Source organism: Mesorhizobium sp. M0189 (genome assembly GCF_040322135.1).
Lineage (GTDB): Bacteria > Pseudomonadota > Alphaproteobacteria > Rhizobiales > Rhizobiaceae > Mesorhizobium.
The window spans coordinates 492,603-512,813 of sequence record NZ_JAMYSW010000004.1; the positions used below are offsets into that span (position 1 = coordinate 492,603).

The following is a 20,211-nucleotide window of genomic DNA, read 5'->3' on the forward strand; positions in this document are numbered from 1 at the left end:
TTCACGCCTCCACCTCCTCGACGGTTTCGGCGCCAAGCCGGGTCAGCTGGCCCTTGGTCACGCCCTTGCGGAACTTCGGATCGGCGGCTTCGACGAGCAGGTAGAACTTGCCGCCGCGCGCGTAGGTGAAGCTCGTGGCATTGAAGACCGGGTGGTAATATTCGGGCAGGCGATTGGCGGCCAGCCCGCCGAAGAATGCGGCCAGCGCGGCGCCAAGTATCGCCGCCTCGAAGGCAATGACGAGAAAGGCCGGCCAGGAATGCAGCGGCCGGCCGCCGACATTGAGCGGATAGTCGATCTCGACCGAATAGAGGATCAGCCCGTAGACAAACACCGCGCCAGCGACGGCGCCGCCAAGGATGGCCCACGGCAAGCGCGTCTTGCGCATGCCGAGCATCTCGGCCAACCCACGCACATGGAATGGCGAGAACGCGTCCATGCGCCGGTAGCCACGCGCCCGCATGGTGCGGACCGCCTCGGTCAGCGCTTCGGGATCGGCGAAAGCCGCGATGACGCCGTAAAGTCTCATCCTGCGCTGCCCCTTTCCTCGGCCAGCTCCTCGACCTCGAAGATGGTGATGGCCGGGAGGATGCGGATGAACAGGAAGACCAGTGCTAAGAAGGTGCCGATCGAGCCGAACAGGATGCCGAAGTCGAGCCACCTCAATGACTGCTCGCCCCAGGACGACGGCAGGTAATCGCGGCTTGGCCCGGTGACGACGATGACATAGCGCTCGATCCACATGCCGACGTTGATGATGAGTGCAATGGCGAACAGCCCCGGCATGTTGAGGCGCACCCGTCGGAACCAGAGCAATTGCAAAACTGCGCCGTTGCAGGCGAGCATGGCCCAGAACAGCGGCGCATAAGGTCCGAAGGCGCGCTGCCACATCATCGTGCGCTCGTAGATCTCGCCCGAATACCAGGCGAAGAAGGCCTCGGACGCGTAGCCATAGATGACGATCATGCCGGCGGCGATCATCAGCTTGGCGGCATTGTCCATGTGCCGCGGCGTGATCAGATCCTGGACCGAAAACGCCCAGCGCAGCGGGATGGCGATGGTGAGCACCATGGCGAAGCCGGACAGCAGCGCTCCGGCAACGAAATAGGGAGGAAAGATCGTCGAGTGGAAGCCCGGCGTGATGGCGAAGGTGAAGTCGAGCGAGACGATCGAATGCACCGAGACGACCAGCGGCGTGGCCAGTGCCGCCATCAGGAAATAGACCGTCTGATAGCGCGCCCAATGAAAGGCCGAACCGCGCCAGCCGATTGCCAGTATGCCGTAGAACAGCTGCGCCGGGCGCGATTTCGCTCGGTCGCGCAGGACGGCGAGATCGGGCAGCAGGCCCATATACCAGAACATCAGCGAAACGCTGGCATAAGTGGCGATCGCCGCGAAATCCCAGACCAGCGGACTGCGCCATTGCGGCCAGTGCATATGGGTGTTGGGCAGCGGCAGCAACCAGTAGAAGAACCACGGGCGGCCGAGATGCAGGATCGGGAAAAGCCCGGCCATTGCAACGGCAAACAGCGTCATCGCCTCGGCAAAGCGATTGATCGAGGCGCGCCATGGCTGGCGCAGAAGCAGGAGCACGGCCGAGATCAGCGTGCCGGCATGGCCGATGCCGATCCACCAGACGAAATTGCCGATCATCGTGCCCCAGACGACGGGGACGTTGATGCCGTAGGCGCCAACGCCGACCGAGATCAGATAGGTGATCGAATAGAGGAAGATGAGGACGAAGACGAAGCAGGAAAAAAAAGCTGCCCAGAAATAGCGCGGCAGCCTGCCGTCGAGGACGATCGCACTGATACGGCCGCTGATCTCCGGAAGGTCGTGCCTGCCACGCAGAACGGGCAATGCGCCCGGTTTTGCAGCAAAAGCCTCAGCCATCGGCTTTCCCGCCTGACGAGAGACGGCCATTGATATTTTTGATCTTGCCGAGATAGGTGGTGCGCGGTCGCGTATTCAGCTCCTCGAGCAAGGCGTAGTGATGCGGTGCCGCTTTTTCCTGCGCCACCCTGGCGCCCTTGCTGTTGAGATCGCCGAAGACGATCGCCTGCGTCGGGCAGGCCTGCTGGCAGGCGGTCACCACCTCGCCGTCGGCGATGGCGCGGTTTTCGATCTGAGCCTTGATGCGCTTTTCGGAAATGCGCTGGACGCAGTAGGTGCATTTCTCCATCACGCCGCGCGAACGGACGCTGACGTCTGGATTGTGCACGGCCTGTTCAGGTCCCGCGGCATCCTTGTCGAATTCCTGGAAGTCCAGGAAGTTGAAGCGCCGCACCTTGTAGGGGCAGTTCTGCGAGCAGTAGCGCGTGCCGATGCAACGGTTATAGACCTGCGCGTTGAGCCCGTCATGGGTGTGGGTGGTGGCGTTGACCGGACAGACGACCTCGCACGGCGCCTTCTCGCAATGCATGCAAGGCACCGGCTGGAAAAAGACCTCGGGATCGTCGAGCGGGCCGAAATAGTAGCGGTCGATCCGCAGCCAATGCATCTCATGGCCGAGTGCCGACTCGTCCGGCCCGACGGTGGCGATGTTGTTTTCCGCCTGGCAGGCAGAAACACAGGCCATGCAGCCGATGCATGCCGACTGATCGATCGACATGGCCCAGGCTTCCTGGCTGTATTGCCAGTCAGGATAGAGCGACTCGCTTGGCGTCGGCGGCACGCCGTCGCGCACGAAGTACGGATTTTTGCGAAAGGCATCGAGCGAGGCATGGCGAACGATCGCCCTGCCCTCCATCGCCTGGTGGTGTTGTGTGGTGATGACCCGTGCGCTGCTGTGGCGCGGCGTGATCATGGCGCCATAGACGATCCAGGGAGCCTCAGGGCTTCGCAGCCTGTACGCGTCGTGGCCGTCAGCGAGTGCTGCCACCGAACCGAGCTTCCGGCCGAAACCCAGAGCAAGCGTCACGGTGTCGTCGGGATGGCCAGGCATGATCCAGACCGGCGCATCGATGTCCATGCCGTTCGAGGCGATATTGACGACCCGGCCGTTTTCCACCTGAAGCCGCCCGGCTGTCGCCGGCGACATCAGCACTGCATTGCCCCAGACGACCTTGCTCAGCGGCCGCGGCAGCTCCTGCAGCCAGGCCGAATTGGCATTGCGTCCATCGCGCAGCCAGGGATCGGCAACGAAACGGATTTCGACGCCTTTTGCCGCTTCGATGCGCGGCTTCAGGCCGCGCAAATCCGCAGGCATCGCAACATAGACTGGAGTGCTGGCACTGCCGGATACAAAGCCGTCGCGAAGCACCTCTCGCCACGCGGCATTGTCCAATGTTTGCGCCCATGTCCGGCGGACGAGCGGCAGGGCAGAAACAGCGAACTCGCCGCCAAGCACGGCGAGGAGTTCATGCACCGTCCGCCCCTGGTAAAGCGGCCTGATCAGCGGCTGCACCATCGACGCGGTTCCGTCATAGGCGCGCAGGTCACTCCAGCTTTCGAGGTCATGCGCAGCAGGAATATGCCAGTGTGCGACGAAGGCGGTTTCGTCGCGATAGAGGCCCCAGTGGACAAGAAGCTTCAGCTGCGAAAACACGTCGTGGACATCAAGTCCCGCAGGCGCAGTGTGGAGAGGATTGGCGCCAAGTATGACAACGGTGTCGATGTCCCGCGCGGCGATCGCCTGGCAAAGACGCGCGAGGTCGCCCTCGATGGGCATCGCGACGGGCGGCTCGATCAGTTCCACTGTGTTGCCAAGCGCACCAAGCCGCGCATTCATGGCAAGAGCCGCGGCATGGACGAACGGCGTTTGATGGGCGCCCGGCACGATCAGCGCCGAGCGGCCGGCCGCCTTCAAGTCGTTCGCGGCGGCAGCCAGCCAGGTCGGGTCCAATGCCAAGGCGCTTGGCGCCGCTTCGCCGCCAAGCACGGCGCTCAGCGCCGCTGCGACGGTTTCGACCTCGCTCGGCCGCACCGGCCGGCGATGATCGGCGGCAGCGCCGGTGATAGTCGGCGTCGACTCCACCGCATAGAGCCGGCTCATCGTATCGTCCGCCCGGCGCACGCGGCGTCTTGCAGCGAAATCACGGGCGTAGGCGAGACGACCGGGGCCCTCGCCCAGGAAATCCGCGTCGAGACTGAAAATCACGTCGGCGCGATCAAACCGGCAGACCGGTGCAAGCGCCCTGCCGAAGAGGGTCTGTGTGGCTTCGGTGCCGGACGGCGTCGCCAGGGGATCGTGCCGGAACAGCCTCAGCCTGGGATAGCGCGCGCGCAGCGCCTCGAGCTGGGCCTTCATGGTGGGCGAGGTCGTTGCTTCGATCAGCAGCGCCGTGCCAGCTCCAGCGAGCCGCGAGGTGAGCTCGGCCATGTCGGCAAGGAAGTCGTCATAGGCTGCGGGTTCGCCATGCTTCAGCGGCATGCGCGAGCGATCGGGTCGAACAGCGACAGCACCGCCGCCTGCATGACAGCGTCCGTCGCGCCGCGCGAGGCCGGATGGTCGGGATTGCCTTCCACCTTGGTCGGCCGGCCCTCATGGCTTTCGACCACCGCACCGATGCCGTAGCCGTCACTCGAAAGCGTGGTCGCGTAATAAAGCGGCCGGCCGGGAACGATGTTTTCCGGCTGGCGGATATAAGGCAGGATGTCCTCGGCCCGGCTGCAGGCGGCAAGCCCTGACAGCGACAGCGATGCACCCATCAGCTTCAGCAGCGTGCGCCGGTCGAGCCGCGCCGGGATGCGTTCGGCGATCGAAGGAAATTCGGCATCGACGAAGCGGCGGAATTCCGGTGTATCGGCGAGCTCGTCGAGGCTCCGCCACAGCTCCGGACCAGGCGAAAGCCGTTCGCGCAGGCCGGCCACGTCTGGAGCCGCAATCGGCTTGTCAGCGGTGGCAGACATAGCAGTCGGTCATGGTCTCGGGGTGGATATCGAGAAGGCTGATGAGCGACCGGCGGATTTCGACGATGCCGGCCGGCGGCTTCCAATGCATCAGGAACACGTCCTGCGGCGGACGCAAATTGGGCTCGGGATCGCGATGGCATCCCAGGCACCATTCCATCGACAGCGCGTGCGCCCGCCGTATCAGCGGCATGTCGTCGACCTCGCCATGGCACGTCTCGCAGGCGACGCCTTTGGCGATATGGATCGAATGATTGAAATAGACGAAGTCGGGCACACTGTTCACCCGCTGCCACTGCAATGGCTGCCCGGAGGCAAGGCTCGCCCGTACCGGCGCCAGCATGTCCGCGTTGGTGAAGAGCTGCGAATGGCAGGTCATGCACACCTCCGTCGCCGGCAGACCAGCCGATGACGAAGTCTCGACGCCGCTATGGCAATAACGGCAATCGAGGCCGAGCTCGCCGACATGGTGCCTGTGGCTGAACGGCACTGGTTGCGCCAACGGCCGGCCAACGCCGGTGACGAAGTCCGAACGCAGGATGGCGGTACCGCCGAGAGCCGCAAAGATGGCCATGAAACACGCGCCCCACAGAGCGAAGCGTGAAATGCCGTTGGCGCTCCTTGAAAAGACCTGCGGCATCCCCTCGCCGATTTCACATCCAGCAACCGTATCCACCCCCCCAAAGCCCCTAACTGCGGCTGCGTGGGTAAGTTCCGGCCGGGGCAGCGGAGATCACAGAATGGTTACCCCGCCCTGGCCCATCGGGTCGGGCTGACCGGAAACCATCGAACACTCCATGCGTTCGGATGAGGTCACGTTTCGTTTCACCCGGACAACCATCATGACCATCCCCGACCTCCATCCCATTCGCCGCTGGGCGCGCGCGGCATGAATCTCGCCGCATCATTCGCCAGGCGTTCCGTCGAAGGCACGCTGGCCGGCTACACAAGCGAACGCCACCCGATAGGGCGACGGTGGATCACCCTCAGCGAGCGCATCCTGTCAATGGCCCGGTCGGACAATGGCATCATGCAAAGCTTCAGGAACGCGGCCTTCAGCGTCGTCGGCCATCTACCGCGGCTGCAACGGCCGCTGCTGGAGCGGTTCGCCGGGCTGAAGGAATGAAGTGGTCGCATAAACCTTTTCGCCGGACGTGCGTTGTTGGGTTTCAAGCCAGGGAGATGACCATGCAGATGAAATCGGAAATCGCCGGCGAGGCCGCCAAGCAACGGCACATCCAGCGCCGTATCGACGAGAAGGACAAGTCCAAGTCCAAGGGCAAGCCAAAAGGCGCCATGCAGGCCGGTGCCCGCAAATATCCCGAGCCGCCCTTCCCCGAACAGCACCAGCCGAAGCCGGGGCATGAATGGGCGATCGAGCCGGCGCCGCTTTACGATGCGCCATTTTATATCGGATCGAAAAAGCTCGACGGCAAAGTGGCCGTCATTACCGGCGGCGATTCAGGCATCGGCCGCGCGGTGGCCGTGCTCTATGCACGTGAAGGCGCCGATGTGGCGATCGTCTATCTGTCGGAGGACAAGGACGCCGAAGAGACCAAAAGGGCCGTCGAAACCGAAGGCCGGCGATGCATCCTGATCAAGGCCGATGTCAGCGAACGCGGCCACTGCCACAACGCGGTGGCTGAGATCGTGCAGCAGTTTGGGCGGATCGACGTGCTGGTCAACAACGCCGCTTTCCAGGTCCATTCCAGCGATTTCAGCGAGCTGACCGAGGAGCATTTCGACACCACGCTGAAGACCAACCTCTACGGCTATTTCCACATGGCGCAGGAGGCCGTTCCGCACATGAAACCCGGTTCGGCGATCATCAACACCGGTTCAGTGACCGGCATCGAGGGATCGAAGCAACTGGTCGATTACTCCATGACCAAGGGCGGCATTCATGCCTTCACCCGCGCGCTCTCGGGCAACCTTGTCGACAAGGGCATAAGGGTCAACGCCGTGGCACCAGGCCCGGTTTGGACGCCGCTCAACCCCTCGGACAAGGAAGCCGGCGATGTTTCGAAATTTGGCGCCGACACACCGATGAAACGACCGGCACAACCGGAAGAGATCGCGCCAGCGTATGTGTTCCTCGCCTCGCCGCACTGCTCGAGCTACATCACCGGCGAGATATTGCCAATCGTCGGCGGCTACTGACGACATGTATTTCATAGCCTTGGCCACGGACTACGACGGCACGCTGGCGCATGAAGGGATTGTCGCGGAAAAGACCCTTGCGGCGCTTCAACGCTTCAAGAAGAGCGGCCGCAAGCTCATTCTCGTCACCGGGCGCGAGCTGCCCGACCTGAAACGCGTCTTTCCCGAAGTCGCGATCTTCGACAAGGTGGTCGCGGAAAACGGGGCGCTGATCTACACACCGGCCAGCGAGGAGGAGCGGACGATATCTCCGCCGCCCGCCCCCGAGTTCATCGCCAAACTCAGGAAACACGGTGTCAAACCGCTTTCGGTCGGACGCTCGATCGTCGCCACCTGGGAACCGCATCAGGTTACCGCGCTCGAGGTCATCAAGAAATTGGGGCTGGAGCTGGAAATCATCTTCAACAAGGGCGCGGTGATGATCCTGCCCAGCGGCATCAACAAGGCGACCGGGCTGACAGCCGCGCTTCAGGACCTCAGATTGTCGCCGCACAACGTCGTCGGTGTCGGCGACGCCGAAAACGACCACGCCTTCCTGCGCGCCTGCGGCTTCAGCGTCGCCGTCGACAACGCACTGCCGGCAGTCAAGGATACGGCGGATCTCGTGACACGAGGCGCGCGCGGAAAAGGCGTCGAGGAACTGATCGCCAAGGTGGTCGAGCGCGATCGCGAGCTTGTGCCAAGCCGCGATGGCATTCTGCTTGGCTCGGACGATGGCAAGGAGGTGTATCTGTCGCCAACCGATACGGTGCTGATCGCCGGCAGCTCGGGCATCGGCAAATCGACCTTGGCGACCGCATTGACGGAGCGTTTTGTCGAGAGAAAGTTCCAGTTCTGCATCTTCGATCCGGAAGGCGACTACGATGGCCTCGAGGGCGCCGTCCGGCTGGGCGACGGCTCGAACCCGCCGACGAAGACGCAGTTGCTCGATCTCCTGGAGAAGCCGGACAACAATCTGGTCGTCAACGGCCTGGCGCTGCGCGTCAACGAGCGGCCGGACTTCTTTGCCGACCTGCTGCCGGGCCTTGGCGGTGTTCGCTTCCGCACCGCGCGACCACACTGGCTGATCATCGATGAGGCGCATCACCTCTTGCCGAAGCGGCGCGACGACACGCCAATGGTTCTGGCGATGGAATTGCCGGGCACGATCCTGATCACCGTTCATCCGGATGCGATCTCAACCGAAGCATTGCGGCTGGTCACCGCCGTCATCGCACTCGGCCCCAAGGCGAAAAAGGTCGTCAAGACGTTCTGTCGCGAGACCGGCACCGAACCGCCAAAGGACAAGGATCTGAGCTCTCCAAAAGACGAGCACGTGCTGTTCTGGCGGCCGCAGGCGCACAAGAAACCTGCCATGGTCGAGCCGATCGAGCCGCGGCAGTCGCTCAAGCGCCATAGCCGCAAATATGCCGAGGGCCAGCTCGACGAGAAGGGCAGCTTCTATTTCCGCGGCCCCGACCATGCGATGAACCTGCGCGCCCATAATCTGATGATTTTCGCCCAGATCGCCGAGGGCATTGACGATAAGACCTGGGAACATCATTTGCGCGCCGGCGACTATTCCAAATGGTTTCGCCACCAGATCAGGGATAAGGAGCTGGCGCGCGAAACCGCCGAAGCGGAGAAAGACGACACACTTTCGGCGCAGGAGAGCCGCAACCACGTCCTGGACGCAGTGCGCCGCCGCTATACCGCGCCCGCCACCGCGCCGAAGGAATAGATGCAAACTGCGCCTAGCCGGTCCGAAGCCGGGCTGAGTTGGAGAGGTCAGACGATCAGGTGATCGATCCTGATCGGCAGGTCGCGAATGCGCTTGCCGGTGGCGTGGTAGACCGCGCTCGCGACCGCCGCGGCGGTCCCGACATTGCCGAGTTCGCCCAAACCCTTGACGCCGGCCGGGTTCACCTCGTGGTCAATCTCCGGAACCAGTATCACTTCCAGCTGCTTCACGTCGGCGTTGACCGGCACGAGATAGTCCTGCAGGTCGCGATTGACGTAGCGCGCATGACGCTTGTCGATTTCCGTCGCCTCGTGCAAGGCTTGGCCGATGCCCCAGATCATGCCGCCCATCAGCTGGCTGCGAGCGGTGCGGGTGTTCATGATGCGCCCGGCGGCAAAGGCGCCGACGATGCGCGGGACGCGGATCTCGCGCGTATGGCTGTTGATGCGCACCTCGACGAATTCCGCGCCAAAGGCGTATTTCACCGAATCCTTGTCCTGGTCGCCGCCGTGGAACTCCGATTGCCCGGCATAGAGCTTCTTCAGCGCCTCCGGTGACGATCCCTTTGGCGCGAATTCGGCATATTCCTCGATCGCACCGATCTGCATCGTCTTGAAAACATCCGACAGCTTGGCCGATTTGCCGTTGTCCGCGACGATTTTCTCTTGGCTCATTTCAAGCTTGGCGTTGCCGGACCCGGCCAGCGGCCCGGCTTCGGCGACGGCCGCGGCGAAGAGCTTTGCGCGGACGGCATCGCAGGCCTTCAGCACCGCCGAGCACACGCTTGCCGTCGAAATCGACCCGCCGGACACCGGTGCCGGCGGCAAGGCGCTGTCGCCCATTTCGACGCTGACCTTGTCCATTTCTATCCCGAGCCGTTCGGCTGCCATCTGCGCTGCCACCGTGCGCACGCCGGTGCCGATCTCATGCGAGCCGCATTGGACGCGAACCTCGCCGTCAGTGGTCAGGCGGACGCGGGCGGCGCATGGCGCAGCCGCCGTCGGATAGATTGCGGTGGCGCAGCCCATGCCGACCAGCCAGTCGCCGTCACGCATCGAGCCAACCGCGGCCTCGCGCTTGGACCAGCCGAAGGCCTCGGCGGCCTGGTCGTAGCATTTCACGAGCGAGCGGCTGGAGAAGGGCTTGCCGCCGATCGGCTCCTTCTGCGGCTCGTTGACGCGGCGGAACTCGACCGGGTCCATGCCGAGCGCCACCGCCATCTCGTCCATGGCATTTTCCAGCGCATAGACATAGGGCGTCTCCGGCGGCGAACGCATGTAGCCAGGCGTATTGCGGTCGGCATGCACTAGCGAGACGTGGGTCAGCACCGAGCCGTAATCGTACATGCGTCCGGTGGCCGAAGTGCCACCGACGACATAGGGATCGGGCCGCGACGTGACTTCCCAGCCTTCGTGTGCAAAGGCGGTGATGCGGCCGTCCTGGTTTGCGCCGATGCGGATGCGGTGCCGGGTCTCCGCCCTGTAGGTCTGCGTGCCGTACGCCTGAATGCGGCTGACGACGCAGCGCACCGGCCGGCCGACGCGGCGGGCCGCAACGGCAACGATCGCCGTGCGGGCCGTCATCGGCCCCTTGGAGCCGAAGGCGCCGCCGACATAGGGACTGACGATCCGCACATTGGCCGGATCGATCTTCAACTGCCGGGCGAGCTCGGCCTTCCAGCCGGTGACGTTCTGGCTCGGTTCATAGACCGTGAGCTGATCGCCCTGCCAGACCGCCGTCGTCGAGAACAGCTCGATCGGGTTGTGGTGCTGGGTCGGCGTCGAATATTTCTCGTCGATCTTCACTGCGGCTGCGGCATAGGCAGCATCGAAGTCGCCGGCTTTGACGTCCTCCTTGAACAACGGACTCTTGCCGGCGGCCGGCTCCATCTCCGTTCCCCTGGAATCGAAGCCGGCGCTGGGCGTCTCTTCGGCGTAGTCGGCGCGGATCAGGGCGGCGGCTTCCTCGGCCGCCTCGAATGTTTCGGCCACCACCAGCGCGATGATCTGGCCGTCGTGGAAAATGGCCTTGTCATGGAGCGGCGCGATCGAACTTGCACCGGTGTTGCCGAATTTCGGCTTGTCGATGCCGTCCATGTCGCCGACGCTGACGATATCGAGAACGCCGGGCACCTTACGCGCCTTTTCGAGCCGGACGGCGGTGATGCTGCCCTTGGCGATGCTGCTGGTAGCAAGTGCGCCATAGGCCATATTGGCGGTTGGAAGATCGGCCGAATAGCCGGCCTGTCCGGTGACCTTCAGGCGGGCATCGATGCGCGGAACGGGATTTCCCATGTTCTCTTTCGGCGCGGGAGCAGCTTGGTTCATGGGTCAGACCTTCATGTCGCGCGTTTCGAGCAGTGCCCGCACAAGCGTGCGCTTGCCGAGCGGTATCTTGAACGCATTGTGTTCGCGCGGTTTCGCCTCGGCGAACGCGGCTTCGGCGGCAGCTTCGGCCGCCTCATCGTCGAGTGCCTTGCCGCTCAGTGCTTCCTCGGCCGCCTTGGCCCGCCATGGCACGGTTGCCACGCCGCCGAGCGCAATGCGCGCCTGGCTGACGGTGTCGCCGTCCATATCCAGAGCCACGGCCGCCGAGGCCAGCGCGAACGCATAGGACTCGCGGTCGCGGATCTTCAGGTAGCGTGAGCGGCGGCTCCAGGCGCCAAGCGGCACCTCGATGGCCGTGATCACCTCGTCGGAGGCCAGTTCGGTCTCAACGTTGGGCGTATCTCCCGGCAGGCGATGTAGCCTCGAAAACGCTATCTTGCGCATACCGCGCCTTGCCTCCACCTCGACCGTCGCGCCGAGCGCGATCAGCGCTTGGGCGAAATCGCCGTGGTAGGTGGCGATGCAGGCGTTGCTGGTGCCAAGGACCGCATGTTGCCGGTTGAAGCCTTCCATGGCCGCGCAGCCGGAGCCCGGCTCGCGCTTGTTGCATGGCCAGGAGGTCTCGCGAAAATACTCGCACCGCGTCCGCTGCAACACATTGCCGGCCAGGCTCGCCATGTTGCGGATCTGGCCGCTGGCGGCGAACTTCAGGCTTTCGGCAAGCATCGGGCAAAGGCGCTTGATCTCGCCTGTGTCAGCAGCCTCGCCCATGCGGACCAGCGCGCCGAAGCGGATGCTGTCGTCGCCGACCTCGATCTGCCGCAGGGCCCTGTCACCGAGACCATTGAGATCGACCAGCCGTTCCGGCCGGGCCACGCCAAGCTTCATGTAGTCGGCCAGATTGGTGCCGCCGGCGATGAATTGCGCGGCGGCCTCGGTCGGCGGAACACCCTCTGCGGCAAAACGGGAAGCAATGGCGGCCGCCGCGGACACGCTGGCCGGTCTCTCGTAAACGAAGGGGCGCATCTCAGGCTTTCCTTGTTTCGTCCCGGGCCTGCACGATGGCCGCGACTATGTTGGGGTAGGCAGCGCAGCGGCAGAGATTACCGCTCATATACTCGCGGATATCGTCCTCGGAGCCGGCATGGCCTTCGTTGATGCAACCGATGGCGGACATGATCTGGCCGGGCGTGCAGTACCCGCATTGGAAGGCGTCATTGTCGATGAAGGCCTGCTGCATCGGATGCAGATTGCCGTCGGCGGAAGCGAGCCCTTCCACCGTGGTGATCTCATGGCCCTTGTTCATCACGGCGAAGCTCAGGCACGACAGCACCCGCTTGCCGTCGACAAGAACGGTGCAGGCCCCGCACTGGCCGTGATCGCAGCCTTTCTTCGTGCCCGTCAGGCCGACATGGTCGCGCAGCGCGTCGAGCAGGCTGGTGCGATTGTCGAGGGCGAGATTGTAGGGCTGCTTGTTGATGCGCAGTGAAATCGCCGACAGATCGCGCGGCTCGGCCGAAGCGGCAGGTTGCGGGGCGGCGGCTTTTGCCGACGTGGCCATGAGCGGCCCTGCCGCAGCCGCCGAAACGGATCCGGTCATGAAACTGCGTCGGCTCAGGCTGGCAACGGGGGGTTCGGACATGGCTGGCTCCCGGCTGGCTGGGTCTCAAGCCGGCCGAACCAGTCACGCAAGGCAAGGTTCCTCCGCCTCACGTGGCTGTGATCCTATGTTCATCCGAACCGTGCCGGGGAACTCTCGAGCCGGCTTGCCGTTCAACCCCGATCGGACAGAACCGAAATGGCGTCTGGAGCGAGATCATGAAGTCACAGATTGTTGCCGAAAGCGCCGGCCAAAGAACATTCGTCGTTGTGCTTGATCCCGGCGAAGAGGCGTTTGCGCAGCTGGCCTCGTTTGCGGCCGACCACGGCGTTGGCAGCGCGTCGCTGACCGCGCTCGGCGCTTTCGAAAGGGCAACTGTCGGCTGGTTCGACCCTAGGGAAAGGACCTACCGGAAAATTCCCATCCGGGAACAGTGCGAGGTGCTGAGCGCGATTGGCGATGTTGCCATCGGCGACGACGGCAAGCCCAGCCTGCACGTCCATGCCGTGCTCGGATTGAGCGACGGCAGCACAAGGGGCGGCCATCTACTCGACGGTATCGTGCGGCCGACGCTCGAGGTCACGTTGGTAGAGACGCCTGGACATCTGCGCCGCAGGCACCGTCCCGAACTCGGTGTCGCGTTGATCGACCTGGAGGCTTGATCCGAGCCGATCACTTCGTTGATTTAACTGCGGTCGTTTCGGGGGCGACTTCCCAACCGAAGACGCTGCGGCCGCCGAGCAGATGCGATTGGTCGAACTCCCCGGCGACGATTTCCTTCAGGCTTGGTCCGGTGACATAGCGCTCGACCTGCCGCGACTGGTCGTCCAGCCGCCGCAATGCGCCGATCTCTTCGTCACGGCCGAGCCTGGCCTTCTGGACGGCCGACTTCAGCACGCCTATCGTCTCGTCATAGACCTTCAGCGGCACAGGGAACGGATGCCTGTCCTTGCCGCCATGCGCCAGCGAGAAACGCCCTGGATCGGAAAAACGGCACGGCGCGCCATGCACGACTTCGGCGACCAGCGCCAGCGCCCGCACCGTGCGCGCGCCGACATTGGGCACCAGGAGAAGCCCGGCGAAATCTGTTGGGCCGCGCTCGGCCGCCGCCGCGATGTTGCCGTGCAGGCGGCGCATGACGACATCGCTTTCGCGTACATCGTGGTGCGCCGGCATCACCAGATGCGGCAGCAGCTTTTGTGCCGGCTCCGGCGCTGGCGCCGAACCCCGCTCCAAAGCGGCAAGCTCCCTCACGATGCGATCCGGTCCAAGATCGTGCAGAAGGTCCAGTTGTCCCTGGCGCGACGCTTCGGCGCGGCGGTCTGTCAGGTTGACGATCTCGCCCTGGTTGGCGCCTTCGATGGCGGCATGCGGCTGGTCGACAAAGCTCTTCAGGCCCTCCGACAGCCAGTGATAGCGGCGCGCCACCTTGCTGTCGCCGTTCATGCCTTGCTGCACCACCACCCACTTGCCGTCATCGGTGACGATGAAGCCGTGCAGATAGAGATCGAAACCGTCCTGGACCGCGGCGCTGTCCACCTTGGCGACAAGCCGGCTGGCAGTCGCCAGGCCCTGCCCGTCGAGGCCGACACGCTCGCCGATCAGGGCAAGCTCGTGCGGGGTCTTGCGCGAATGCGCGCCGCGGCCGCCGCAAACGTGAATGCCGAGCTCGCTGGAAAGCGGCGACAGGCCGCGCTTCAAGGCACCGACGACGCTGGTGGTGATGCCGGAGGAGTGCCAGTCCATCCCCATCACGGCGCCAAAAGACTGGAACCAGAACGGATGCGCCAGCCGGCGCAGCAATTCATCGCGGCCGTAATGGTGGATGATCGCCTCGCACATGACCGCGCCAAGCCGCGTCATGCGGTCGCCGAGCCATTTCGGCACGCGCCCGCCGTGAAGTGGAAGGTCAGCACTTCCCGATCGCTGTGCCACGCTCTTTTGCTTGCTCCTTGAGTCCTGCCTCGACAGATAGGTATCGAAAGTGCCGCGAAGAAGCGATGGCCTGATTCAGGCCGCGATCGTTGCGAGCCGCTAGAGCTGTTCCAGGAAAAGTGTGAAACGGTTTTCCGTCCGGAATTGCGCAGAAACAAAGCGATAGAGCGGTTCGGCGTTTCCGTGAAACGATGAACCGCTCTACCGGGCAGGCTCGCTGAGGAGATCAAACTTCTGGATCTCGCAATGCTCGCCCACCGATGCCAGCAGGTCCATTGGCGGTGCGCCAGTGTCGGGCCGCCTCCAACTGATCTCGAACGAGAACACAGGGTCCTTGAGATCTGGGCGCCTCTCTATTGCGACGAGGCGTGCCTGGTAGCCAAGCGGCCCGATGAGCGCATCGAGCTCCTGTCGAGCCGCGGCCTTCCACGTCAGTGCCAACTGGGCATGGTGTTCGCGCGACATTCGAAGGTCCACCCATTTCAGGACCAGCAAAGTGGCCAGCGTCAGCGCCGTGCCGGCCGCGCCCAAGCCGTATTGGCCACCACCGAAAGCCAATCCGATCGCCGTCATCACCCACAACGTGGCCGCTGTGGTGACCCCGCTGACAAGATTGCCGCGGCGAAGAATGGCGCCACCGCCGATAAAGCCGACGCCGGTCAACACGCCCAGCGGAAAGCGCAGGACGTCCATCGATGCAAACGAATCCGGGTGCTTGCCAACGGTCTCCAGCAGAATACTGGCCTGGATCATTGTGATGGCGGCGGCCAATCCCACCAGCACGGTGGTGCGTAGCCCCGCCGCGTGCCCGCGCGCCTCCCTGTTGAGGCCTATCAAAAGGCCTGCGAGCGCGGTCAGAAGCAGCCGTGCCGCGATGTCTTGCCAAACCGGAACAACGAGGAGCATCGCGGTCACCCGTCAGGCCAAGCGCTGCTGGCCTGGATTGGCGCCAGGGTCAAAGCGAACAAGGGTAACAGCGTCTTCATCGCAAATTCTTTTCGTCGATAAGCAACAAACGATGCGCTTAGGTTTTGGTTGCGCAGCCGACGATTCACCTCGGCTATGGGCAGCGACGGAACAAAACCTTCGGCCCGGGGTTGGTGGGTTCACGCCAACGAAGGATTTTCAAACATGGTCCGCTTGCTGGTTGCCGGAGCCGTCGCTTATCTGGCCTATCGCATTACCAAGGAGATCGGCGGGTCCGACGAAGTCGATCCGCTGTCGCCTGCGCCCGACCAGACCGGCCGCAAGGTGGCGAGGCGGCAAAGCAGGGCCCAGGGGAATGGCCGACGGCGGTAGCGAATGCCTCAGCGGCGGCGCGGACCAGCCATGACCGCATTTCCGTTGCCGCTCGACCTTCGTCCGATGGAAGCCAAAGCCGCCGACGCAATTCCTGGCGGCGACGGGCTTTGGCAGTACGAACCGAAATGGGACGGGTTTCGGTGCCTCGTGTTCAAGGGTGACGATGCCGTCGATCTGCGTGCAAAATCGGGCAAGCCGCTTGGCCGCTATTTTCCCGAACTGATCGCGGTGCTGCGCGATGTGAGGTCGCGACGGTTTGTTGCCGACGGCGAGATCGTCATCGAGGTCGACGGATCGTCCTCGTTCGAGGCCCTGCAAATGCGCCTTCATCCAGCCGAAAGCAGGATCCGCAAGTTGAGCCTGGAGACGCCTGCCATGCTGGTCCTGTTCGATATGCTGGCCGAACCCGGCGGCAAGGTCATCATCGAACAACCCCTCACCAACAGGAGACGGGTGATCGAGGCCTTTGTCGCGTCGGCGGGACGGCGCGAACTGCGCCTGTCCAAATGCACGCACGATGCCGCTGCCGCCGAGCGCTGGCTGCAAGGCGCCGGCCATGGCTCGACCGACGGTGTTGTTGCAAAACTGATCGCCGAGCCATACCAGCCCGGCGAGCGCGCCATGGTCAAGGTCAAGCGGCTGCGCACTGCGGATTGCGTGGTCGGCGGCTTTCGCTATCTCGCCGGCAGCAACGAAGTCGGATCCCTGCTGCTTGGCCTCTACAATAACGAAGGCAGGTTGGACCATGTCGGATTCACCTCGACCATCGGCAAGGACGATAGGGCGGCGCTGACCAGACGGCTGGAAAAACTGCGGGCCAAACCGGGTTTCACCGGCAAGGCGCCGGGCGGACCAAGCCGCTGGAGCACGGAGCGCAGCGGACAATGGGAACCGATAAAGCCTGAACTGGTGGTCGAGGTTCGTTTCGACCATGTGACAGGCGACCGGTTCCGGCACGGAACCAAGCTGTTGCGCTGGCGGCCGGACAAGGAGCCCCGGCAATGTACGTTCGAGCAGATCGAGTAAGTCCGTCCCGAGGCACCGCTTCAAAGTTCTTGCTGCCCCGTCCTGCCGATGACGACGGAACCAATGCAGAATTCGCTGGTTCGCTGTGCTAGCCGAGCCTCGGCAATCCATTGCCGAGGCTCGGAAGCGGTCTGAAGGTCAAGCGGCTTCTTGCATTGCGCGTTCGTTGACACCGCTTTCGCCGAGCTTGGAAAGCGCTTCGTCGGTCGCGACCTCTTCCTTGAGAGTTGCCCTGAGCAGTTCGACAACGTCGCTCTTGCCGAGTTCTTCGGCCCACGCGATCAAAGTGCCGTAACGAGCGATCTCGTAATGCTCGACGGCCTGCGCCGCGCCGACAAGCCCGGCGTCGAGTGCGGGAGCACCGTTATACTCCTCGAGCACTTCCGAGCCCTCTTCGATGATGCCGTCAATCGCCGGACAGGTCTTGCCACGGGCCGGCTTGCCGAATTTCTCGAACACCTCCTCCAGGCGGTCGACATGTCCTTCGGTTTCCATGCGGTGCTTCTCGAAGGCGGCGGTCACTTCTTCCGACTCCGCGCCCTTGGCCATTTTGGGCAACGCTTTCAGTATCTTCTTCTCGGCGTAGTAGAGGTCTTTGAGCCCGTCGAGGAACAGGTCCTCGAGGCCCTTGCTTGCCGCCTTCGCGGCCTTTTTCGTAGTCGGCATGGTCGTCTCCCGGGAGTTGGTGGCAGCCTCGCAAAGTAGAGGCGTCCGATAACCCTCCGATGGGAAACAAGTTCCCTGACGGTTCAGGAGCTTTGAAAATTTTTCCGACGGCACTTGTGTCGTATCGCAAGGGGCCTCGACCTGCGGTAGCAACAGGCGAGAAAAGCACTCAGCGCTCGCCGGTATGTCCGACCAGGCGGATATATTCGGCCTCGGCCAGGCCGTAGCCGCCATCCGCTAGCGAAACGAGACCATCGCGGTCGCGGATAATGATTTCGCCGCGGCGGGACCGGATGAGCCCTCGGCCCTCAAGCAGCTGGAGCGCGACCGTGACGCCCGGACGTCTTACGCCGAGCATGATCGACAGGAATTCGTGGGTGATCGTCAGCCGGTCGCCGGCCACCCGATCGTCACACATGAGCAGCCAGCGCGCCAGCCGGTCTTCAAGCTTCGATCGCGCGTTGACCAGCGCGGTGTAGCCGGTCTGGATATGCAGACACTGCACGTAGCGCAACAAAAACAGCCGCAATGTCGGGCTTTGCGTCAGCGCTGCCTTGAATGGCTCGGCATCTATCCTGGCGGCTTCTCCCGCCAGTTGCACATAGCAATCATGGACCATGCGGTCGTCGCCCATCACCAAGGCCGAGCCGGTCATACCTTCCAAGCCAATGAGGCCAACTTCCGCATCGCTGCCATTCGGCATTTTCGCAACCACTGAACCAATGCCGTCCTCGACGAAATAGATGGCCTCGATCGGTGATCCGGATACTTCGAGCGATTGCCGCAACTCCAGCGAACAGCGCTCGATGTGCGGCTCGAGAAATGCAAAATCGCCGGCGCTCATCCGGCGCAACAGCTTGTTTTTGAATAGATTTTGATTGGAAATAGCTGGATCAGACATAGCTGGGCCCAAAACAGGGCAAGAGCTTTTTGATCTCCCAGCCGTCCGCGCCCGGTATGACCTGCTGACGATACGGCTTATATAAGCGCTGAAAGGTATGGAGCCTACTAAATAAATGAATTCGATGCACGGCAGTTTCTCCTGCCGCTTGCCTACGAAAACATCTGACTGAAAGTTAGAGTTGAAAACGTACCAAAGGTGCTTGGTACGAAATCGATAAATCAAAAATGTCGGGCGCGAAAGAGCCCGTCGCGAGGGATGCAACGGGCTCCATTCGGGCGTCGTGGGCTACGCCCAGTGATCCAAATGAGGGTGGCTTGGATCACTACAATAATGCAGGTGAAAGGCAGTCGTTCCCGATCTGTCCGCTCGGTAATTTCCGTACATTGAGTTTGGAGGCAAGCGGCGCTAATTGAATTTGAGTCATCCACACAGGCATGGCGAGTGGATGCTTGAAAGACGCTTCGCGCTTTCGCCCTTTTCAGGGAGGATGGCATGTCGATGCATGGTGCAGCAACTCCAGCCGAACTGAGCGTGCTGAGAAAAGCGCTCGACGACTGCTGCCGCGAGTTGGGTGTTGCGGACGACAGTCCGGTCCGCGAGCGGTTGGCCGCCCGTATCATGTCGCTGTTCAACGAGGGCGTGCTAAGCGCCGATCTAAAGGAAGCACTGGCCGCCGATCGCCAACACTAAAGCTGCTGCTATGGCGGGGTCCTCGGTGTCGAAGGGTCCGACGCCAGGTCGGCCTTTTTAGCCAGAGTCCTAGAGACTTTTCGTCTATTCACGACAAAACGCCCGCCGCTTATTACCCGGCGGCAGGCGTTTTGTCGTGAGCGTGACGCTAAATGCGCCCAAGCACGACCAAGATGATGACGATGAGCAGCACCAGGCCGAGGCCACCGCCACCGTAATAGCCGGTGCCGTAGAACGGTCCGCCGCCCAAGCCGCTGAAGCCGCCAAGCAAGGCAAGGACCAAGATGATGATGAGAATGGTTCCAAGGCCCATGATGTCTGCTCTCCTTGTTTGCGCTGCCGCCATTCGCATCAGCGCGTTCGCATTGTACAAAGGTATGAACTCGCAAGGAGCATTCCTGTTCCGGCGGGACAGCAAGGCGCACGCTCATGCAGCGAGGAAAACGCCGGGCTGTGCAATGGCGCGCCGGCCACCTTGAACACCTGAGAACATGCTGAATTCATAGGAAATTTGTCGGAACCTTCGCCCGCCCGAACGGTTGTTTTCGTAGTCGCAACGCGACGACCCTCGTAAAAAGGAGAAGCATCATGCTCACGAAAATTCTCGCAGCTTCGGCGCTTACGATCGGTCTGGCCACGTCAGCGATGGCCCTGAACGTCGGCGACCCCTCCGGAGCCGCTGCCGACGGCAGCGGGCGGACGGTCGTAGTCCCGGATAATGGCGGCCCTGACACCGGCACGGATTCGACCATCACCAACAGCATTCGCGATTTCTCAACGACGAATTCGAATGCCGACCGGAATTGCCCGCCGGGCCCGCAGGGGGCTCTGCCCGATGCGACCGGCAAGGCTCCGGGAACGATGGCGCCGACGGTGAACGATAACCACTGCGGCAAGTAAACGCCCTGTGATCATAGCCTGACGAGGCGGGGGGGCGGGGGCTGCGCCGCCGCGGGTGTTTTGCCTGGATAGGTGGCGTTTAACACTCTGACGCTGGCCCCGGCTCCATAAGTGGTTATAAGGGGGGGGG

General features: G+C 63.1%; 21 protein-coding genes. 8 read left to right on the forward strand and 13 right to left on the reverse strand.

Going from position 1 to position 20,211, the window contains the following annotated elements:
* Position 1: 1 nt before the first annotated feature.
* From NKJ09_RS10850 to NKJ09_RS10870, 5 genes are read right to left on the reverse strand one after another with little or no spacing between them, the layout of a single operon-like run.
* Complete coding sequence (locus tag NKJ09_RS10850) at positions 2–529, reverse strand: DUF3341 domain-containing protein (protein ID WP_352495091.1); 528 nt, start codon at positions 527–529, stop codon at positions 2–4.
* Entirely contained in the window at positions 526–1,893 is a 1,368-nt protein-coding gene (gene nrfD / locus NKJ09_RS10855) for an NrfD/PsrC family molybdoenzyme membrane anchor subunit (RefSeq protein ID WP_352495092.1), read from the reverse strand. Before nrfD ends, NKJ09_RS10850 begins: the two co-directional genes overlap by 4 nt.
* Positions 1,886–4,372 carry a 4Fe-4S dicluster domain-containing protein gene (locus NKJ09_RS10860; protein WP_352762724.1) on the reverse strand — a complete coding sequence of 829 codons (2,487 nt, stop codon included), beginning with the start codon at positions 4,370–4,372 and terminating at the stop codon, positions 1,886–1,888. Before NKJ09_RS10860 ends, nrfD begins: the two co-directional genes overlap by 8 nt.
* Positions 4,363–4,851 carry a TAT-variant-translocated molybdopterin oxidoreductase gene (locus NKJ09_RS10865; protein WP_352762727.1) on the reverse strand — a complete coding sequence of 163 codons (489 nt, stop codon included), beginning with the start codon at positions 4,849–4,851 and terminating at the stop codon, positions 4,363–4,365. Before NKJ09_RS10865 ends, NKJ09_RS10860 begins: the two co-directional genes overlap by 10 nt.
* The gene (locus tag NKJ09_RS10870) at positions 4,835–5,491 is read right to left on the reverse strand and encodes a cytochrome c3 family protein (protein ID WP_502898993.1); all 657 of its coding nucleotides are present in this window, start codon (positions 5,489–5,491) and stop codon (positions 4,835–4,837) included. Before NKJ09_RS10870 ends, NKJ09_RS10865 begins: the two co-directional genes overlap by 17 nt.
* A 249-nt stretch (positions 5,492–5,740) precedes the next feature.
* Here NKJ09_RS10870 and NKJ09_RS10875 point away from each other — a divergent pair, with 249 nt between their 5' ends.
* From NKJ09_RS10875 to NKJ09_RS10885, 3 genes are all read left to right on the forward strand, one after another.
* A complete protein-coding gene (locus NKJ09_RS10875; protein WP_352495095.1) occupies positions 5,741–5,977 on the forward strand; it encodes an FAD-dependent monooxygenase family protein in 237 nt (78 codons plus the stop codon).
* Positions 5,978–6,039: 62 nt separating this feature from the next.
* The gene (locus tag NKJ09_RS10880; protein ID WP_352481428.1) at positions 6,040–7,011 is read left to right on the forward strand and encodes an SDR family oxidoreductase; all 972 of its coding nucleotides are present in this window, start codon (positions 6,040–6,042) and stop codon (positions 7,009–7,011) included.
* A 4-nt stretch (positions 7,012–7,015) separates the two neighbouring features.
* Positions 7,016–8,731 (forward strand): HAD family hydrolase, encoded by a 1,716-nt coding sequence (locus NKJ09_RS10885; protein WP_352495096.1) that lies wholly within the window; start codon positions 7,016–7,018, stop codon positions 8,729–8,731.
* A 47-nt stretch (positions 8,732–8,778) separates the two neighbouring features.
* Here the strand turns inward: NKJ09_RS10885 and NKJ09_RS10890 are convergent, their stop codons facing one another.
* From NKJ09_RS10890 to NKJ09_RS10900, 3 genes are read right to left on the reverse strand one after another with little or no spacing between them, the layout of a single operon-like run.
* Positions 8,779–11,058 (reverse strand): xanthine dehydrogenase family protein molybdopterin-binding subunit, encoded by a 2,280-nt coding sequence (locus NKJ09_RS10890; protein ID WP_352495097.1) that lies wholly within the window; start codon positions 11,056–11,058, stop codon positions 8,779–8,781.
* A gap of 3 nt (positions 11,059–11,061) precedes the next feature.
* Positions 11,062–12,084: an FAD binding domain-containing protein gene (locus NKJ09_RS10895; protein ID WP_352481425.1), complete on the reverse strand. Its 1,023-nt coding sequence runs from the start codon at positions 12,082–12,084 to the stop codon at positions 11,062–11,064.
* Position 12,085: 1 nt separating this feature from the next.
* Complete coding sequence (locus tag NKJ09_RS10900; protein WP_352495098.1) at positions 12,086–12,700, reverse strand: (2Fe-2S)-binding protein; 615 nt, start codon at positions 12,698–12,700, stop codon at positions 12,086–12,088.
* A 176-nt stretch (positions 12,701–12,876) separates the two neighbouring features.
* On the opposite strand from NKJ09_RS10900, the gene NKJ09_RS10905 reads away from it, so the two are divergent.
* Positions 12,877–13,320, forward strand: coding sequence for a PPC domain-containing DNA-binding protein (locus NKJ09_RS10905; protein WP_352495099.1), 444 nt, complete (start codon positions 12,877–12,879; stop codon positions 13,318–13,320).
* A 10-nt stretch (positions 13,321–13,330) separates the two neighbouring features.
* On the opposite strand, the gene NKJ09_RS10910 is transcribed toward NKJ09_RS10905, so the two are convergent.
* Both NKJ09_RS10910 and NKJ09_RS10915 read right to left on the reverse strand, forming a co-directional pair.
* A complete protein-coding gene (locus tag NKJ09_RS10910) occupies positions 13,331–14,593 on the reverse strand; it encodes a DUF763 domain-containing protein (RefSeq protein WP_352495100.1) in 1,263 nt (420 codons plus the stop codon).
* Positions 14,594–14,794: 201 nt separating this feature from the next.
* Entirely contained in the window at positions 14,795–15,499 is a 705-nt protein-coding gene (locus NKJ09_RS10915) for an MgtC/SapB family protein (RefSeq protein ID WP_031194456.1), read from the reverse strand.
* 225 nt (positions 15,500–15,724) lie between these two features.
* On the opposite strand from NKJ09_RS10915, the gene NKJ09_RS10920 reads away from it, so the two are divergent.
* Positions 15,725–15,892 (forward strand): hypothetical protein, encoded by a 168-nt coding sequence (locus NKJ09_RS10920; protein WP_023720543.1) that lies wholly within the window; start codon positions 15,725–15,727, stop codon positions 15,890–15,892.
* A 30-nt stretch (positions 15,893–15,922) separates the two neighbouring features.
* Positions 15,923–16,921, forward strand: a complete 999-nt coding sequence (locus NKJ09_RS10925; protein ID WP_352495101.1) for an ATP-dependent DNA ligase — start codon at positions 15,923–15,925, stop codon at positions 16,919–16,921.
* Between the two features lie 138 nt (positions 16,922–17,059).
* On the opposite strand, the gene NKJ09_RS10930 is transcribed toward NKJ09_RS10925, so the two are convergent.
* On the reverse strand, positions 17,060–17,587 hold the full coding sequence (locus tag NKJ09_RS10930; protein WP_352495102.1) for a YciE/YciF ferroxidase family protein: 528 nt from the start codon (positions 17,585–17,587) through the stop codon (positions 17,060–17,062).
* Positions 17,588–17,756: 169 nt separating this feature from the next.
* On the reverse strand, positions 17,757–18,488 hold the full coding sequence (locus NKJ09_RS10935; protein WP_023720546.1) for a Crp/Fnr family transcriptional regulator: 732 nt from the start codon (positions 18,486–18,488) through the stop codon (positions 17,757–17,759).
* Between the two features lie 495 nt (positions 18,489–18,983).
* Between NKJ09_RS10935 and NKJ09_RS10940 the strand changes: the two genes are divergently transcribed.
* A complete protein-coding gene (locus tag NKJ09_RS10940; RefSeq protein ID WP_023720547.1) occupies positions 18,984–19,181 on the forward strand; it encodes a hypothetical protein in 198 nt (65 codons plus the stop codon).
* Positions 19,182–19,329: 148 nt separating this feature from the next.
* Here the strand turns inward: NKJ09_RS10940 and NKJ09_RS10945 are convergent, their stop codons facing one another.
* The gene (locus NKJ09_RS10945; RefSeq protein ID WP_023720548.1) at positions 19,330–19,494 is read right to left on the reverse strand and encodes a DUF3309 family protein; all 165 of its coding nucleotides are present in this window, start codon (positions 19,492–19,494) and stop codon (positions 19,330–19,332) included.
* Between the two features lie 275 nt (positions 19,495–19,769).
* Between NKJ09_RS10945 and NKJ09_RS10950 the strand changes: the two genes are divergently transcribed.
* Positions 19,770–20,081, forward strand: coding sequence for a hypothetical protein (locus tag NKJ09_RS10950; protein ID WP_352762734.1), 312 nt, complete (start codon positions 19,770–19,772; stop codon positions 20,079–20,081).
* Positions 20,082–20,211: the final 130 nt, after the last annotated feature.

Excerpts from the sequence above, each read along its gene's own strand:
- nrfD (WP_352495092.1), bottom strand. The coding sequence starts at position 1,893 with ATGGCTGAGGCTTTTGCTGCAAAACCGGGCGCATTGCCCGTTCTGCGT.
- NKJ09_RS10850 (WP_352495091.1), bottom strand. The coding sequence starts at position 529 with ATGAGACTTTACGGCGTCATCGCGGCTTTCGCCGATCCCGAAGCGCTG.
- NKJ09_RS10885 (WP_352495096.1), top strand. The coding sequence starts at position 7,016 with ATGTATTTCATAGCCTTGGCCACGGACTACGACGGCACGCTGGCGCAT.
- NKJ09_RS10870 (WP_502898993.1), bottom strand. The coding sequence starts at position 5,491 with ATGCCGCAGGTCTTTTCAAGGAGCGCCAACGGCATTTCACGCTTCGCT.
- NKJ09_RS10900 (WP_352495098.1), bottom strand. The coding sequence starts at position 12,700 with ATGTCCGAACCCCCCGTTGCCAGCCTGAGCCGACGCAGTTTCATGACC.
- NKJ09_RS10905 (WP_352495099.1), top strand. The coding sequence starts at position 12,877 with ATGAAGTCACAGATTGTTGCCGAAAGCGCCGGCCAAAGAACATTCGTC.
- NKJ09_RS10915 (WP_031194456.1), bottom strand. The coding sequence starts at position 15,499 with ATGCTCCTCGTTGTTCCGGTTTGGCAAGACATCGCGGCACGGCTGCTT.
- NKJ09_RS10890 (WP_352495097.1), bottom strand. The coding sequence starts at position 11,058 with ATGAACCAAGCTGCTCCCGCGCCGAAAGAGAACATGGGAAATCCCGTT.
- NKJ09_RS10875 (WP_352495095.1), top strand. The coding sequence starts at position 5,741 with ATGAATCTCGCCGCATCATTCGCCAGGCGTTCCGTCGAAGGCACGCTG.
- NKJ09_RS10935 (WP_023720546.1), bottom strand. The coding sequence starts at position 18,488 with ATGTCTGATCCAGCTATTTCCAATCAAAATCTATTCAAAAACAAGCTG.
- NKJ09_RS10895 (WP_352481425.1), bottom strand. The coding sequence starts at position 12,084 with ATGCGCCCCTTCGTTTACGAGAGACCGGCCAGCGTGTCCGCGGCGGCC.
- NKJ09_RS10940 (WP_023720547.1), top strand. The coding sequence starts at position 18,984 with ATGTCGATGCATGGTGCAGCAACTCCAGCCGAACTGAGCGTGCTGAGA.
- NKJ09_RS10945 (WP_023720548.1), bottom strand. The coding sequence starts at position 19,494 with ATGGGCCTTGGAACCATTCTCATCATCATCTTGGTCCTTGCCTTGCTT.
- NKJ09_RS10920 (WP_023720543.1), top strand. The coding sequence starts at position 15,725 with ATGGTCCGCTTGCTGGTTGCCGGAGCCGTCGCTTATCTGGCCTATCGC.
- NKJ09_RS10930 (WP_352495102.1), bottom strand. The coding sequence starts at position 17,587 with ATGCCGACTACGAAAAAGGCCGCGAAGGCGGCAAGCAAGGGCCTCGAG.
- NKJ09_RS10860 (WP_352762724.1), bottom strand. The coding sequence starts at position 4,372 with ATGCCGCTGAAGCATGGCGAACCCGCAGCCTATGACGACTTCCTTGCC.
- NKJ09_RS10880 (WP_352481428.1), top strand. The coding sequence starts at position 6,040 with ATGCAGATGAAATCGGAAATCGCCGGCGAGGCCGCCAAGCAACGGCAC.
- NKJ09_RS10865 (WP_352762727.1), bottom strand. The coding sequence starts at position 4,851 with ATGTCTGCCACCGCTGACAAGCCGATTGCGGCTCCAGACGTGGCCGGC.
- NKJ09_RS10925 (WP_352495101.1), top strand. The coding sequence starts at position 15,923 with ATGACCGCATTTCCGTTGCCGCTCGACCTTCGTCCGATGGAAGCCAAA.
- NKJ09_RS10950 (WP_352762734.1), top strand. The coding sequence starts at position 19,770 with ATGCTCACGAAAATTCTCGCAGCTTCGGCGCTTACGATCGGTCTGGCC.